Below are 16,120 nucleotides of genomic sequence, written 5' to 3'. Positions count from 1 at the left end.
CTGAACTATCCCAGCCTCGCCCGTGCCTTCGCCGTCCAGGCGCTGAACAGCCGGTCGGCGACGATGCCGATGAAGGCGATGGCCAGCCCGGCGACGATGCCGCGGCCGGAATCGGCTTTGGACAGTGCGATAAACACTTCCTGGCCGAGATCGCGCGTGCCGACCATGGCGCAGATGATGATCATCGCCAGCGCCATCAGGATCGTCTGGTTGACCCCGAGCATGATCTCGGGCAGCGCCAGCGGCAATTGCACGCGAAAGAAGGTCTGGCGCGGCGTGCAGCCGGAAACCTTGGCCGCCTCGATCAGCGCCGGCGGCACCTGGCGGATGCCGTGGCTGGTGTAGCGGATCGCCGGCACCACGGCGAAGGCGACGGTGGCGATCATGGCGGTGACGTCGCCGACGCGGAACAGCATCACCACCGGAATGATGAAACAGAAGGACGGCAGCACCTGCAGCGTGTCGATGATCGGCGTGACGATCTTCTCGAAACGGTCGCTGCGTGAGGCCGCGAGCCCGATCGGAATGCCGATCAGGCACGAGATGAAGGCAGAGATGCCGCAGAGATAGACCGTCGCCATGGTCTTTTCCCACAGCCCCGTGATCGCGCAAAAGGCAGTCAGCGCGGCGACCAGGAAGGCGAGCCGCAGGCCGGAGAGCTGATAGCCGGCGAGGCCAAGCAGGAACACGGCGCCCAGCCACGGAAAGCCTTCGCAGAAGGCGCGCACCGGGTTCAGCACATTGAGGATCAGTGCCACGCGAAACGCCTCGATCGTGTCGAAGAAGTTGATCGTCACCCAACTCACCGCTGCCTTCCACAGCGGCGCGGTGGTGAAAGTGATCGCCTTCGGCACCGCGACGAATGCCGGGACAAACAGGCTGAGCAACGTGGTGGCAGCAAGGATGAGAACCGCCAGCGTCAGATTGGGGTAGCGGCGCCAGAGGACCGGGCTCGCCGCCTGATACGTCTGGCCCTGCGCATGGTTGTGGGCGATGGCTTGGCTCAGCCGGTCGAGCGCGATGGCTAAAGCGACGATGGCAAGGCCCGCTTCCATCGCCTCGCCGACCTTCAGCGCACGCAATGCCAGGAGCACGTCGTAGCCGAGGCCGCCGGCGCCGATCATCGAGGCGATAATCACCATGTTGAGCGCCAGCATGATCACCTGGTTGACGCCGACCATCAGCGTCGGCCGTGCCGAGGGCAGCAGCACGCGCCATAGCTTCTGCCTGGCTGTGCAGCCGGCCATCTCGCTGAAATCGTCGATCTCCGACGGCACCCGCGCCAGCCCCAGCATCGTTGCCCGCACCATCGGCGGCGTAGCGAAGATTGCGGTGGCGATCATCGCCGAAACCGGGCTGTTGCCGAACAGAAGCAGCATCGGGATCAAATAGGCGAAGGTCGGGATCGTCTGCATCAGGTCGAGGGCGGGGGAGATGATGAGCTGCTCGGCCCAAGGCTTGCGCCAGGCCCAGATGCCGACGAACAACCCGGTGACGATGCAGAACGGCACCGCGATCGAGATCAGCCCGAGCGTCAGCATGGCGCTTGTCCATTGGCCGAACAGCGCGATGTAGGCAAAGCAACCGCCGACCAGCACGCCAAGCTTCCAGCCGCCGGCGGCGTGCCCTGCGAGGAGGGCGGCCGCGCAGACTCCGACCCAGGACAAGCGCGGCAGAACATAGGCGTCGGCGCCGTGGCCGATCTTGAAATTCTTGGCCAAAAGATTGAGCGCGAAATCGAGCGGCACGCCGAGCACGGCGGTGATCGAGCGCGTCAGCCACGAGAAGTTCGATTTTATCCAGCGCATCAGCGCGCTGACCCAGTCGGCGACCGGGACCACTGCTTCGGTCGGATAGTTGACGGCCCAGGGCACGCTGTCCTGCAGCAGGAACACGGTGAGCACGGCGGCAAGCGCGAGCGCCCAGATCGCCAGCCACCGCTGAACCGGCGGCCTCGCTGCGCTGGCGCTGGCCGTCACCGTCATGCGCCGGCGCTCTTGTGCTCGATGCCGGCCAGAAGGTCGATCACCGCTTGCGGCGTCACTTCGCCGATCGGCTTGCCGCTGCCGTTGACCACCGCGAACGGCTTGCCGGCGGAAACGATGCTGGCCGAAAAGCTTGAGATCTTGGCATCCGGCGCCACCATGCCGCCGTGCTCCGAGCCGTCGCAGGCGCGCATCAGGCTTCGCGCCGAGATCACCTTGGCGCGGTCGACGTCGCGGGTGAATTCGGCGACATAGTCGGTCGCCGGATTAACCACCAGCTCTTCCGGCGTGCCGATCTGGATGACCTCGCCGTCTTTCATGATGGCGATGCGGTCGGCCAGCCTGATCGCCTCGTCGAAATCATGGGTGATGAAGACGATGGTCTTGTGCAGCATGGTCTGCAGCCGCATCAGCTCGTCCTGCATCTCACGCCGGATCAGCGGGTCGAGCGCCGAGAACGGCTCGTCGAGGAACCAGATTTCTGGCTTGGTCGCCAGGCTGCGGGCGATGCCGACACGCTGCTGCTGGCCGCCGGAAAGCTCGCGTGGATAGAAATGCTCACGGCCGCGCAAGCCGACAAGCTCGATGACCTCCCGCGCCCGTTTCTCGCGCGTCGCCCGGTCCTGCCCCTGGATGCTCAGCGGGAAGGCGATGTTGTCGAGCACATTGAGATGCGGCAGCAGCGCGAAATTCTGGAACACCATGCCCATGCGATGGCGCCTGAGCTCGATCAGCGCCGCATCGGAAATCTTGAGCAGGTCCTTGCCTTCGAATTCCACCTTGCCATGGGTTGGCTCGACCAGCCTCGACATGCAGCGCACCAGCGTCGACTTGCCCGACCCCGAAAGCCCCATGATAATGAAGATCTCGCCCTGGCGGATTTCGAGGTCGACGGCGCGCACCGCGCCGACCAGTCCGGCCGCGGCAATGTCCGCAGGGCTCGCCTTGCCGTCGCGCTGACGGATGAAATCGGCCGCGTTCGCCCCGAACAGCTTCCAGACATTGCGGCAGGCAAGTTTTATCGGACGGGCATCCTTGCCCGCTGTCTTCAACGCCTGTTCAGTCGCTTCCGTCATTCGATCGACCTTCTGGAGTATCAAAGATCGAGGCCCGGCCGATCAACAGCCGGGTCTCACTTTTCCAGTCGGAACGATCACTGCGCCCAGGCTTTCCAGTCGGCTTCGTGGGCGGCGATCCAGGCGGCAGCGACCTCTTCCGGGGTCTTGCCGTTCAGATCGATGTCGCCGCTCATCTTGTTGAGCTCGTTGGTGTCGATCGTGTAGGCCTTCGCCACCTTGTAGGCGACCGGCCATTTGTCCTTCATGCCGGCCCAGGAATACTTCCAGATCTCGCCATGCGGCTTGCCGCAGTCATATTTGGCGTCGGGGTTCGAGCCCCATTTCGGGTCGCTGTAGCACTCCGGCGTATGTTCGGGGAATTGCACCCATTCGCCCTTGTATTTGGCCGGCGCCCAATGCGGCGAATAGATCCACAGCATGATCGGCGCCTTGCGCTGATAGGCCGAGTCCAGCTCGGCGAACATCGCCGCGTCGGTGCCGGCATGGATGACGGTGAAGGGCAGCTTCAGCGCCTCGACGCGTTCGTCGTCAAAGCCTTCCCAGGTCACCGGGCCGCCGACATAGCGCCCCTTCAGTGCCGTCTCGGCCGTCGAGAAGGCTTCGGCGCACTTTGGATCCTTCAGCGCTTCCCAGTTCGGCAGGCCGGGGCATTTCTCCTTCATATATTCGGGGAACCACCACTCTTCCTTGGCCTTGGGGCCGAGCGCGCCGAGACGTTCGGTCTGCCCGGTGGCGTCGGACGCCTTCATGGCTTCGCCGGCCGTCGTGTCCCAGAATTCCAGGCCGACATCGAGGTCGCCATTGGTCAGGCCGGTGGTCAGGCTGGAGAGGTAGTCGGCGGTCGGATATTCCACCGTGTAGCCGAGTTTTTCGAGGATGCCGCCAAGGATCTTGGCGTTCAAATTGACGCTGGTCCAGTCGAACAGCGCGATCTTGATCGGGTCGTTGGATTCAGGCGCGGCCGCTTGTGCCGGTGGTGTCAGCGCGCTTGCCGCGGCAAGCGCAAGTGCTCCCATTGAGAATTTCGAAATCACGCTGCGAAGTAACATGCTCGTTCTCCTGTCAAGCCGTGTGGAAATTATCGCTCGTTCCCGTCTTCTCGGTTTTTGATTTCATTGTGTTGGCAAAAGCGGCAGGCGCGCAAGGCACCGATGCATCGATTGTCGTGCAGGCGAGGGGGATTGGTGAAAATTCGATTCCGGAGGATGCCGAGGGGGACGCCGTCACGGCTGCCGGCGGGCTGCTGCCGAAGAGTCATCAACGGGTCGATCGCCACCCGCGCGGCGCTCCGAAACGTCCCAACCATCGAGGTGGTCCCACAATCCCCGGCCACCAGCCGCAAGCTGTCCGGCTTGCCGCAGCCGTTTCATGGGATGAAATTATATATACCAACGTTCATGCCGCGCAACGCATAAAGCCCATCGGTAGTGTCTCAGTTGGAAATTCACTGACCCAAGTCTGTGCCGCCGTCCGGGGATCTGCTCGCTAGGACCTCATCCGTCAGAAGCCTCGCAAGATGGTCGCGGCTCATGCCCAACGTTTGCTTGAGAAACAATAGGAATACGCGCGCCCTGTCTGTTGACAGGCCGCTCGCCTCTGCCTGGGCGATTACCTCCTGCTGATGCTCTATCCGCTGTTCAAGCTCGCGGATGTGCTGCTCGACCCTGGCGATGTCGTCCTCGATGCGCATGCCACGATGATGGCGGCAGAGATAAACAAAAGCTAGGGGTGCGGTTGACGACCCGTCAAATTTCAAACTGGGACACTATCAGCCTCCGGCTTGCGCATTTCGGCATCGTCGAGCAGCCGGTCCTGGCTTACCGGCCGGCGGTGCCCAAGCACGATCAGGCTGCTCACGACATGATCAGGCCGCCATCGACATTGATGGTCTGGCCGGTGATGTAGGTCGCATCGTCGCTGGCCAGAAAGCTGACCAGGCCGGACACGTCCTCGCCGCTGCCGGCGCGGCCCATCGGGATGTTCCTGACCCATTCGGCCATCAGCTCACCCGGCTTGTAGTCGCCCATCAGTTTACCCCAGGCAGCATCGTTATAGGCCCACATGTCGGTGTCGATGATGCCGGGGCAGATGGCGTTGACGGTGATCTTCTCCTTGGCCACTTCCTTGGCCAGACTCTGGGTGATGCCGACGACGCCGAATTTCGACGCCGCATAGTGCGGCGTGTAGATAAAACCCTGCCGCGCCTGGCCGGAGGCGGTGTTGATCAGCCGGCCGCCGTCGCCATGTTTGCGGATGCGCGCGATCGCCTCCTGGCAGCACAGGAACACGCCCTTGGTGTTCACCGCCATCACCTTGTCCCACTCGGCTTCGGTCATGGCTTCGATCCGCGCGATGGTGATGACGCCGGCATTCTGCACCGAGATGTCGACTCGGCCGAATTGCTGCTCGGCGAGATCGTAGAGCGCGGCGACCTCGTCCTTCCTGGTCACGTCCATCCGCATCGAGGCGACCTTCGCGCCCGCCGCCTTCAGGCTGGCGGCGACCTCGTCGACGCGCGGGTCGATGGCGCTGACGACGACCGCCGCACCTTCCGCCGCAAAGCGCTTTGCCATTGCAGCACCGATGCCTCCGCTGGCGCCCGTGATGACCGCGGTCTTTCCTTCAAAACGCTTCTGCATTTTTTCTCCTACCAGCAGACGAATCCGCCATCGACGATCAGGTCGATGCCAGTGACGAAACTCGAAGCGCGGCTGGCCAGGAACACGGTCGGGCCGACCATCTCCTCCGGTGTCGCCATGCGTCCCATCGGCGTGTCGCGCTCGAAGATCTTGACCTGGTCGGCGACCTCCGGCCGCTTGTTCATCGGCGTCAGCGTGTAACCGGGGCTGACGACGTTGACGCGCAGGCCGCGATCCGCCCATTCCATGGCGAGGCTTTTCGACATGTGGATGACGGCGGCCTTCGAGGAATTGTAGTGCGCCTGCGTCAGGCCGCGATTGACGATCGAGCCCGACATCGAGGCGATGTTGATGATCGAGCCCTTGCGCCGCTTGAGCATGGCGCGCGCTTCGGCCTGACAGGAGAGAAAGACGCCGCTGACATTGACGTCGTAGATCTTCTGCCATGTCTCCAGGGGCAGCGTCTCGGCCGGTTCTGCTCCGGCGATGCCGGCATTGTTGACGGCGATGGTCAGTGCCCCGAGTTCGTTTTCGGTACGCTCGACCGCTGCCGCAAGGTCGTCTTCCGAGGTCACCGTGCCGGTCAGCACCAGCGCCTTGCGGCCGAGTGCGGTGATCCTTTGCGCGGTTTCGTCCAGCCCACCCTTGGAGGTATGACCGAAACAGGCGACATCGGCACCGGCTTCGGCGAGGCCGATGGCGATCGCTTGCCCAATGCCGCTGCCGGCGCCGGTCACCAGCGCCACGTCGCCCTTAAGATCGAACAGTGTCATCGTCGGTTCCTCTCCTCCAACCGCCGGTTCCCGAAATGAAGGGGCGCCAGTCCTGCTGGCGCCCCGCGCGGTCCGGTGCCTGGGAGAGTATCACCTGCTGCGCTTTGTTCCGATTCCTTGTCCCTCAGCTCGTGGCGAGTTCCATCACCGCGACATTGCTGGCATCATTGCGATCAAGGATGCCGCGCTGGCGGCCTCGGCTCAGCACAAGCACCCGATGCGACAGGCCGAGCACCTCCTCGAGGTCGGAGCTCACCACCACCACCGCCATGCCTGAACGGGCGAGGTCGGCGATGACGTCGTAGATTGCCGCGCGCGCGCCGACATCGATGCCGCGCGTCGGCTCGTCGAGAATGAACACCTTGGGCGGCCGCGACACCCATTTGGCGATGATCACCTTCTGCTGGTTGCCACCGGAAAGTTTTGAGATCGCCTGGTTCGGCCGGCCTTTGACGCCGAGCCTGGAGATGCCGGCCTCGGCGAATTTCTGCACCGCCTTCGGGAAGACCCAGCCCTTCGGCGCGACATGGTCGAAATTGCCGAATGCCAGGTTCTCGCCGATGGTCTGGTCGAGCACCACGCCTTGCGCCTTGCGGTCCTCGGGCACCAGCACGACGCCGGCTTTGATCGCCGCTGCCGGGCCGCTGAGATGCACCGGCTTGCCGGCGACGCGCACCGAACCCGACGAGATCGGATCGGCGCCGGCGATCGCCCGCACCAGCTCCGTGCGCCCGGCGCCGATCAGCCCGGCAATGCCGAGGATTTCGCCGGACTTCACCGAGAAGCTGACATCGTTGAAACTGCGCTCCGGTGACGACAGGTTCTCGACCTCGAGCAGCGTGTCCGAGCCCGGCGGCGACAGCTTTGGGAACATCCGCTCGACGCTGCGGCCGACCATCTGCTCAACCACGGTGCGTACCGGAATGTCGGCGCGCTCGTGGCGGGCAACGATGCGCCCGTCGCGCATCACCACCACGCGGTCGGCGATCTGAGCGATCTCGTCGAGACGATGGCTGATATAGATGAAGGACATGCCGTCGGCCTTGAGCTTGCGGATCTGCTGGAACAGCAGCTCCGTCTCTTCGCCGCCGAGTGCTGCCGTCGGTTCGTCGAAGATCAAAAGCTCGGCATTGAGCGTCAGCGCCTTGGCGATCTCGACCTGCTGCTGGGCGGCGATGCGCAGCGTGCGCACCTTGCGCTCCGGCGAGACGTCGAGGCCGAGCCGCTTCAATTGCGCCGAGGCCTTTGCATTCATGGTCGCGCGGTCGATGCGGCCGCCGCGCATCGGCAGGCGCCCTACATAGACATTCTCCGCCACCGAAAGATCGGGCAGCAGCTTCAGTTCCTGGTGGATCATGCCGACGCCGGCCTCGATGGCGGCGGCGGGGTTGGCGGGGGAATAGGGCTTCCCCCGCCAGATGATGGAGCCGGCATCGGACTTGGTCGCGCCGGCGATGATGTTCGAGACAGTCGACTTGCCGGCGCCGTTTTCGCCGAGCAGCGCCACGACCTCGCCCGGCCGCACCTCGAAGCTCGCATCGGCCAGGACCTGGACCGGTCCGTAGCTCTTGCAGAGGCCGTTGACGAAGAGCCCGTTGTGCGGGCTTTCGCTTGGGCGGGGATCAGGCGACATCGTTGCGCTCATAAACTCTCAGACAAGCCAACTCTCGAACAGGCCAGGTCTCAAGGGTGCTTGGCGATGAACTGCTCGACATTGTCCTTGGTGGTCAGCGTCGCGTCCTGCAGCTGTTCGGCGGGAATTGTCTCGCCGGCCACCAGCTTGATCGCCGCATCGACGGCGAGCCGGCCCATGCCTTGCGTCTGCTGCGTCGCGGTGACGTCGAAGACACCGTCCTTCAGCGCCTTCAGCGCCGCCACGTCGCCGTCGAAGCCGGCAACCCAGACCTTGTGACCGGGATTGGCGACCTTGACCGCCTGCGCGGCACCCAGCGCCAGCGCATCGGCCTGGCCGATGACGATCGAGACATCAGGATGCGACTGAAGCAGATCCTGCGTCAGCTTGAAGCCTTCGTCCTGGTGCCAGCCTTCGCTCCACAGTTCGCCGACCACCTTGATATCGGGATAGCCCTTGAGTGCTTCACCGCAGCCCTTCGAACGGTCGACTTCCGGCGTCGTGCCCTTCTGGCCGTGGATGATGATCAGCTCGCCTTTGCCACCAGCCTGCTTGGCAATGTAGTCGCACACCGCCTGGGCCGAGGCGACGCTGTTGGTGGCGATGAACGTGTCGCCCGGCGCGCCATCGGCGTTGCGGTCGACATTGACCACCGGGATGCCGGCGGCCTTCGCCGTCTTGGTCGGTACGGTGGCGGCGGTGGCGCCGGCCGGGATGTAGATCAGCGCATCGATATTCTGCGTGATCAGGTCCTGCACCTGGCTGACCTGCGTTGCCGAATTGCCCTTGGCGTCGACGGTAACGACTTCGATGCCCTTTTCCTTGCCGTAGGCTTCGACGGACTGCTTGATCTGATTGAAGAAGTCGGCCTGCAGATTGGCCACGGCGAGGCCGAGCTTCTTGGCCTCCTTGGCCGAAGCCATGTCGGTGAGGCCGAGCAGCGGAATGACGGCCGCGGCGGCAAGCAAGAGTGAACGTTTGGTCAGCATGGTTTTCCTCCGTTGATATTCAATCTGTCCCGCCTGCGCACCTCAGCGCCCCTTGGCCGAACATTCCCAGTTTCGGATCGACCGATCCGTTTCCGCCCGGATGCCGGGCGAATTCCTATTGAGCCCCATTCTTCATTGCGCTCGCCGTCGCCAGGTGTCGGTGGCGACCGCCAGCGCGATCACCACGCCGATCACCACTTGCTGGATGAAGGGCGAGACGCCGAGCAGGTTGAGCCCGTTGCGCAGCACGCCGATGATGAGCACGCCGACGGCGGTGCCGCCGACCGAGCCGACGCCGCCTGAGAGGCTGGCGCCGCCGATCACCACAGCCGCGATCGTGTCCAGCTCGTAGCCGAGGCCCGAGCTCGGCTGCACGGAATCGAGCCGCGCCGCCAGCACGATGCCGGCGAGACCAGCCAGCACGCCGCAGATCGCATAGACCCAGTTGGTCAGCGACTTGACCGGAATGCCCGACAGCCGCGCCACCTCGGCGCTGCCGCCGATCGCATAGAGGCTGCGGCCGGTGGCGCGGTAGTTGAGGAAGATGGCGAAGACGATCGCCAGCACGATCATCAGCCCGACGGTGACCGACAGGAAGCCGAAATGGCGGATGATCGACAGGTTGGTGAACCAGTCGGAAAAGCCGACGATCTGCGAGCCGTCGGTAATCATGTTGGCGAGGCCGCGCGCCACCGACATCATGGCCAGCGTGGCGATGAACGGCGGCAGCTTCGTCACTGTCACCAGCAGACCCGAGACCAGCCCGCACAGGCCGGCAACGACGAGTGCCGCGGCGATGCCCGCCGGCAGGCCGAGATTGAGATAGTCGGGATGGGCGACGAAGCCCATGACCATGGAAGCCAGCGCCAGCACCGAGCCGACGGAGAGGTCGATGCCGCCGATCAGGATGACCAGCGTCATGCCGATCGCCATGATGCCGAGCACGGTGATCTGGTCGAGCACGTTGAGGATGTTGCGCACTGTCAGGAACGTGTCGGTGGTCAGCGTCAGCGCCAGGCACAGCAGCACCAGGCCGATCAGCGGTCCCATCGTTCCGGCGAACAGCGCCGAAAGCTTGGCGCCCGTCGCGGCCTGCGCACCGGTCCCGGCTTTCAAATCGCTCGCATCGTTGCTCACAGCCACTTCGTCTCCTCCGTCAGCGAACCGGCGATGCGTCGCCGGCTGCCCTTGTTCACCAGGCACCTCCCTGTGAACAATTTATCTTTGATATGCAATTTTGTTCAGCTAAACTGTTCATCAGAAAATTGTCAAGTGCCGTCGCGCCATTCGGCGGCGGTTTGCGTGGCAATGCGGTTTGCCTTACGGGAAGGCTTGCTGCGGGAGGGCAAGAAAGATGGCGACCATGGAGAACGAGAGGGCCTCGCGCTTTCCGGACGCCGAACTGAAGGCCCGCGCGGCCTGGCACTATTATGTCGAGGGCCTGACGCAGGAGCGGATCTCCGAGATCCTCGGCATCGGCCGCATCAAGGTGCATCGCATCCTCTCCGCCGCTCGCGAGGAAGGCGTCGTCCAGTTCCGCATCCGCGACAGCGTCGTCGAATGCGTGCAACTCGAGGAGAGCCTGAAGCAGCGTTTCGGCCTGAGCCAGGCCGTAGTGGTGCCCTCGGCCGCCGACAGGAGCAATGCGCCGCTGATGATCGGCCATGCCGCCGCTACCTACCTGGCCGACAATGTGAACATTGGCGATGTCATCGCGCTCGGCTGGGGCCGCACGCTGAAGTTCGCCATCAAGGAACTGCCCAGGCGGCCGATCGCCAGAACCACGGTGGTCTCGATGCTTGGCGGCCTTACCCATGCCCAGCCGCTCAACCCGACCGAAAGCGCCTGGGAGTTCGCCGAAAAGATCGGCGCCGAATGTTTCCTGCTGCCGGTGCCGGTCTATGCCGACAGGCCGGAACAGCGCGACGCCTTCATGAGCCAGCGCAGCGTCCAGGACGTCGTTTTCCGGGCGCGCCGCGCCAACATCGCCGTGCTCAGCGTCGGCTCGTTCTCCAACGACAGCCCGATCGCCAATTACGGTTTCATCAAGCCGAGCGAGCTCGAGGAACTGCAGGCGGCCGGCGCCGTCGGCGATATCCTCTGCCATTTCATCGACGCCGAGGGTCGTCCGGTCGACCATGAGGTCAATCGCCGGGTCTGCGCCTATCCGCTGCAGGAGTTGTCGGACATACCGAACATTATCCTGGTCTCGGGCGGGCAGGAAAAGGTGGCCATCATGCGTGCAGCGCTCGCCAACACCAAGATATCGGTGCTGATCACCGACGAGGACGCGGCCAAGGGCCTGCTTGGTCGCTGAGGTCTGGCGCTCAGCCGGGGTGTTTCAAAACTCGCAGGGTTTGGGGCGGCTGGCGTCCGACCAGTCCGCGAGATCGATGGGCGCGAACGTTCCTTCGACCGGCTTGCCGTCATCGAGATCCTGTGAGGCGACGCCCTTGCCGGTGAGAAAATTGATGTCGCAACCGCCGAGCGTCGTCTCGACCGTGCCATCGGATTTCTGGACGTTCCAGTCCCAATCACGGCTGTAGCCGGCGACCAGGAATTTTCTCTGGCGATAGACGATTGTCAGCGTCGCTTCCCAGGATTTGTTGGCGCCGCAGCCGAAGCAGGAGGTGACAACGAGCGATCCCTTGCCCTTGCTTTCGAGCGCCAGAATCCGATCCTCCGTAAGCGCCTTCTTGATGAAATCAGGCTGACGTGAAGGGTCGAGCTTTCCCTCACCGGCAGCCAGAAAGATGGAGAGCTCCGCTTGCCCATTGTCGGCATCCTGCGCGATCACGGCCCGATCCATTCGGCCGTCAGAGTCGATGTCGAGCGCGACCTCGAATGGCGGTTCGGTAGGTTCGTCCTGCGCGAGCGCGGACATCGGGATTGCAGCAAAGGCGACAATCCAGGGCAGGGCCGCGAGATGAAATGCTGTCTTCATGGCCGCAAATCTAGCATTGGCCGGACAAGACTCAAAAAGCGGCTGCGCTGGCAGACACAACACCAGAAGTTCTGGATCTGGGAAACTAGCGACGTCGACTTTACGCCGAAGCGTTGGCGAGCCGTGTGTGGATGCCACGCGTCGCGTGATAGAGGTCGCGGTAGATCGCTTTGCGGACGCGATAGCCCGGGACCAGTTCGTCGACGGGGTCGACATGTCTGGTCGGTGGCGCCGTCATCGCCTCGGCCGCCGCCTCGGGCGAGGCGAACCATCCAACGGCGGAGGCAGCCAGCATCGCAGCGCCAAGGGCCGCAGCCTCGTTGACCGGCGACACCGAGAGCGGCCGCTCGAGCACGCTGGCCATGATCCGCATCAGCAGCGCCGAATTGGTGCCGCCGCCGGCCGCGATCATTGCCGCCGGCTTGCCGCCGGTCTGGCTTTCCATTGCCTCGCTGGCGATGGCCTGCTCGAAGGCAATGCCTTCGAGGGTCGCGCGGAAGAGATGCTCCGGCCGGTGGTCAAGCGACAGGCCGACAATGGCGCCACGCGCCGCGCCATCCCAATAGGGGCTCATCACGCCGGCCCAATAGGGCATGACCAGCAGGCCGTCACTGCCGGCGGCAACGTCCACCGCCGCCTTCTCCAGCGTTGCGGCCGAGGCTGACCCTGTGGTGCGCACGATCCAGTCGACCAGTTGCATGCCTGAGCGCAGCACCGTCTCCAGCATGAAGCCGGAGCCGGTCGGCGAGACCAGCGTGCGAAACGCGTCCGATGTCGTGACGGCACTTGAATAGCAACCGCTGACGACGCCGGAACCGAGCGAGAGGTAGCTCTTGCCGGCGCCGTAGACGCCCATGCCCAGGCCCATCGCCTGGCCATCGCCGGCGCCGGCGACGATCGGCGTGCCGGCCTTGAGGCCGGTGAGTCGCGCAACGCTCTCGGCAAGACCGCCGCAGACCGTGCTAGGGGCGATAAGCTCCGCCAGTTGGTCGGATCTGAGCCCGGCGGCAGCGACAAGCCTGGGGTGCCAGGCGCCTGTCGCGACGTCGAGCAGCCCGAGCGGATCTGCACTTGCAGTGCTGGTGACCAGCCGGCCTGTCAGCCGGTGCACGAAGAAACCATGCACATCGACAAGGGCTGCCGCCTTGGCGAGCGCCTCCGGCTGGTGTTCGGCGAGCCAGGCGACGGCGTAGAGCGCTGGCGTCGGATCCGGCGGCTTGCCGCTCCAGTCGCGGATCGCCTCGCGGCCGAGTTCGGCCGAAAGCCGCGCCACCTGCGGGCGGGCACGCTCGTCCAGCCACAATATGGCGGGGATAAGCGGCTTGCCGGCGCCGTCGATCAGCGTGAAGGTCTCGCGCTGATGGGCGATCGAAATCGCCGCCACGCGCCCAGCGCCGACTTTTTCGCCGACCGCTCTCAAGGCACCGAGCAAAGCGGTCCACCAATGCTCGGCGTCCTGCTCGAAATGGCCGGGCCTAGGATTGGAAAGCGGATAGGTCTCGCGCGCCTGGAACAGCTCCGCGCCGTCACGCGTGAAGGCGATCGCCTTCACGGCCGTCGTCGAGGCGTCGATCCCGATTACGACATCGTCCATCAGGGGGAGATCCGGTGAAGATCAGGCGGCGTTGGTAACGAACCGTCCGTCCGACTGGTCGAGACGACGGCGGATCTGGGTTATCACCATCGAATCGTCGGGTACACAATTTTCGTAGGTGAGGAAGTCGCCGGTCTTCACAGGCTTGACCACCTTGGCGCGTTCGGCGAGGCCGAGCGGCAGTGCGCCCTTGGCGCGCGCGCCCTCCCAGGTCATGGCGAAGCCGCGATAATCGTTCTCGCCGATCATGCCGAGCGACTGGCCGGTGCCGAGGTCGCTCTTGGCCACCGCCACCGCCTCGGCCACCGGATGGTCGAGCGGTTCCATGTCGGCGCGCTTGTAGACCACGGCGCGCGCCGCAGACAGCGGCACTTCCAGGCTTGTCAAATGATAGGGGCGGAAGATCGTGAAATACGGACCCTTGCCGACCTTGAGGTCGACCATGCGCTCCAGCACGCGCGGATGCTTCGTCTCGATGATGCAGAAGACACCGGGCGCTACGCCCTTGCCGATCGAATAGTCGACCACGCCTTTACGATGCAGCACGCCGCCATCCTCGCGCGGGCAGAGCACGCTGGCCAGCTCCTCCAGCGTCGCCGTAGGGCCGTGCATGCCCGGCACGTCTGGCACCAGGCCGGTGGCGTTGGCGATCGCCACCATCTCGATCGCCGTCTTGGAGCCGTCGACGAATTCGACCAGCATACGCGCATTCATGTTGCGCTCGCTGGCTTCCTTCTCGTAGTCGGCCGGCATGGCGTCGATCTTCAGCGGATTGTTCTTGCCCTTGCCGGCGGCGATGATGTTGAAGCCGAGGCTTTTGGCAAAGCCGATGATCTCCAGCGTGCAGGCGGGCTCGTCGCCGGCCGCGCCGGTATAGACGACGCCGGCCTTGCGCGCTTCTTCCTTCAGGAAACGCCCGATGGTGATGTCCGCCTCGACATTGAGCATGACGATATGCTTGCCGTTCTTCATCACTTCGAGCGCGAACAGCGTGCCGATATTGGGATTGCCCGTGGCGTCGATGATGACGTCGATGCGGCCGGCGGCGGCCAGCGCATGCAGGTCCTCGGTCACCGCGATCTTGCCGGCCTCGATGGCGCGGTCGATGGCCGCGGCGTTGGGCGCCTGGACGATGTCGGAACGGTCATGGCCAGCGAGCAATGCCGCATCGATCGCCGCCTGCGGCCGGACCTCGGAAATGGCGCCGATGCGCATGCCCGGCATCAGCGCGACCTGGACGACGATGTCGGTGCCCATCTGCCCGGCGCCGGCCAGGCCGATGGTGATCGGCCCCTGCTTTTCAGCCCGCTGCAGAAGTTCCGCTGCGAATTGCGGATGGGACATGTCGCTTCCTCCAGTTCCTGACGCGCCGCTGCGTCGCAATCATCTTTTGAACATTCCTATTTCCATTTGAAAAATATTTCAACCGACAAATGGGACAATGCTGCGGGATTCAAAATCGCCCACGAACGGCTCGCGGCGGGAGAACCTTTTGATGCTGGCGGGACAGAGGGGGGCGCGAAGGATCGCTACGGCGGTTACTTCGCACCGCTTGCTTCGCTGCAGAATGACGGCGGGAGAGAGGTGCAGCTCAGAAATAGCCGTCCGATGCCGCCGTCGCCTCTTTCGGGATCTCGACGCCGTCGACCAGGATCTTGTCGACCATTTCGTGGTGGAAGCAGACCAGCCCCTTGATGCGCTCGGCTTCATGCACCGGCTCGGGATAGTACCAGACGAGGTTCTCGTGGCGCTTGGTGCTTGTCGTCACGTGGTAATAGTTGGAGATGCCCTTATAGGGGCAGCGCGAGATGTAGCGGCTGGGCGCGAACATATCGAGCCTGGTGTCCGAGATCGGCAAATAGTGGCGCACCGGATGGCCGGTTTCGAACAGGAAGACGCCACGGCGTGAATCCGCCACCTGCTCGCCGTCGAGGATGACCTGCACACGCCGCGACGAGGGCAGGCAGTCGACCCGGCGGAACGGGTCGCGGGCATGGACGAAGATCTCCTCGTCCTCCTCGAACCAGTGGCCCATCTTGCTCCAGGTGAACGACATGTAATCCGATATCGGTGGGCAGCCCTTGACCGGGTCGAGATAGCGCCAGGCGCCATCCTCGACCAGCGTGATGCCGGTGTTGAGAGAATAGTGGGTGGCGACGCCCTTGAACGGGTCCTCCGTCGTCGTCTTGCTCGGCAGCAGGAACTCCTCGCGCACGTCGCCGATCGGGAAGTAATAGACCGGCAAATGATCGGATTCGTACAACACCAGCGCCCTGGTCGTGTCGGCCACGGTCATCGATCCGACCTGCACCCGCAGCCGCTTCGGCGACGGCATGGTGAAGGCGACATAGCCCGGTTCGAACTCGTACTGCACGATATTGTCGAGCAAGGGGAAGTGCGGCCCGCGACCGCGCAAATGGGGCTTGCGAATGGTAGTCTCCCGCTTCTTCTCTTTCGTGACGTGGCGTTGGTGCGCGGTCATGA

The 16,120-nt window shown here is 64.1% G+C and carries 13 protein-coding genes; 1 reads left to right on the top strand and 12 read right to left on the bottom strand.

Annotated elements, in window-relative coordinates; all coding sequences use genetic code 11:
* Positions 1 to 5 precede the first annotated feature (5 nt).
* The 8 genes from AC1RUK_RS19760 to AC1RUK_RS19725 form a co-directional block, all read right to left on the bottom strand.
* The gene (locus AC1RUK_RS19760; RefSeq protein WP_481839320.1) at positions 6 to 1,985 is read right to left on the bottom strand and encodes an ABC transporter permease; all 1,980 of its coding nucleotides are present in this window, start codon (positions 1,983 to 1,985) and stop codon (positions 6 to 8) included.
* The gene (locus AC1RUK_RS19755; protein ID WP_481839321.1) at positions 1,982 to 3,061 is read right to left on the bottom strand and encodes a quaternary amine ABC transporter ATP-binding protein; all 1,080 of its coding nucleotides are present in this window, start codon (positions 3,059 to 3,061) and stop codon (positions 1,982 to 1,984) included. Before AC1RUK_RS19755 ends, AC1RUK_RS19760 begins: the two co-directional genes overlap by 4 nt.
* Before the next feature lie 77 nt (positions 3,062 to 3,138).
* A complete protein-coding gene (locus AC1RUK_RS19750; RefSeq protein WP_481839322.1) occupies positions 3,139 to 4,113 on the bottom strand; it encodes an ABC transporter substrate-binding protein in 975 nt (324 codons plus the stop codon).
* An 804-nt stretch (positions 4,114 to 4,917) separates the two neighbouring features.
* Positions 4,918 to 5,703, bottom strand: a complete 786-nt coding sequence (locus AC1RUK_RS19745; protein ID WP_436171440.1) for a glucose 1-dehydrogenase — start codon at positions 5,701 to 5,703, stop codon at positions 4,918 to 4,920.
* Positions 5,704 to 5,711: 8 nt separating this feature from the next.
* On the bottom strand, positions 5,712 to 6,476 hold the full coding sequence (locus AC1RUK_RS19740; RefSeq protein WP_436171441.1) for an SDR family oxidoreductase: 765 nt from the start codon (positions 6,474 to 6,476) through the stop codon (positions 5,712 to 5,714).
* 124 nt (positions 6,477 to 6,600) lie between these two features.
* Entirely contained in the window at positions 6,601 to 8,109 is a 1,509-nt protein-coding gene (locus AC1RUK_RS19735) for a sugar ABC transporter ATP-binding protein (RefSeq protein WP_481839323.1), read from the bottom strand.
* A 50-nt stretch (positions 8,110 to 8,159) separates the two neighbouring features.
* A complete protein-coding gene (locus AC1RUK_RS19730; protein WP_481840082.1) occupies positions 8,160 to 9,098 on the bottom strand; it encodes a sugar ABC transporter substrate-binding protein in 939 nt (312 codons plus the stop codon).
* Between the two features lie 132 nt (positions 9,099 to 9,230).
* Positions 9,231 to 10,214 (bottom strand): ABC transporter permease, encoded by a 984-nt coding sequence (locus tag AC1RUK_RS19725; protein WP_481839452.1) that lies wholly within the window; start codon positions 10,212 to 10,214, stop codon positions 9,231 to 9,233.
* Between the two features lie 238 nt (positions 10,215 to 10,452).
* Between AC1RUK_RS19725 and AC1RUK_RS19720 the strand changes: the two genes are divergently transcribed.
* Positions 10,453 to 11,415, top strand: a complete 963-nt coding sequence (locus AC1RUK_RS19720; protein ID WP_481839325.1) for a sugar-binding transcriptional regulator — start codon at positions 10,453 to 10,455, stop codon at positions 11,413 to 11,415.
* A gap of 24 nt (positions 11,416 to 11,439) precedes the next feature.
* Here AC1RUK_RS19720 and AC1RUK_RS19715 read toward each other — a convergent pair whose 3' ends face one another.
* From AC1RUK_RS19715 to AC1RUK_RS19700, 4 genes are all read right to left on the bottom strand, one after another.
* On the bottom strand, positions 11,440 to 12,042 hold the full coding sequence (locus AC1RUK_RS19715; protein WP_481839326.1) for a hypothetical protein: 603 nt from the start codon (positions 12,040 to 12,042) through the stop codon (positions 11,440 to 11,442).
* A gap of 100 nt (positions 12,043 to 12,142) precedes the next feature.
* Entirely contained in the window at positions 12,143 to 13,636 is a 1,494-nt protein-coding gene (locus tag AC1RUK_RS19710) for a xylulokinase (RefSeq protein ID WP_481839327.1), read from the bottom strand.
* Positions 13,637 to 13,657: 21 nt separating this feature from the next.
* Entirely contained in the window at positions 13,658 to 14,980 is a 1,323-nt protein-coding gene (locus tag AC1RUK_RS19705; protein ID WP_481834271.1) for an NAD(P)H-dependent oxidoreductase, read from the bottom strand.
* 247 nt (positions 14,981 to 15,227) lie between these two features.
* Positions 15,228 to 16,118, bottom strand: coding sequence for a DUF427 domain-containing protein (locus AC1RUK_RS19700; protein WP_481834272.1), 891 nt, complete (start codon positions 16,116 to 16,118; stop codon positions 15,228 to 15,230).
* Positions 16,119 to 16,120: the final 2 nt, after the last annotated feature.

This window comes from Mesorhizobium monacense (genome assembly GCF_056781675.1).
Note: the sequence above shows the minus strand (reverse complement) of the source record. Positions and strands in the feature narration are given on the sequence as shown.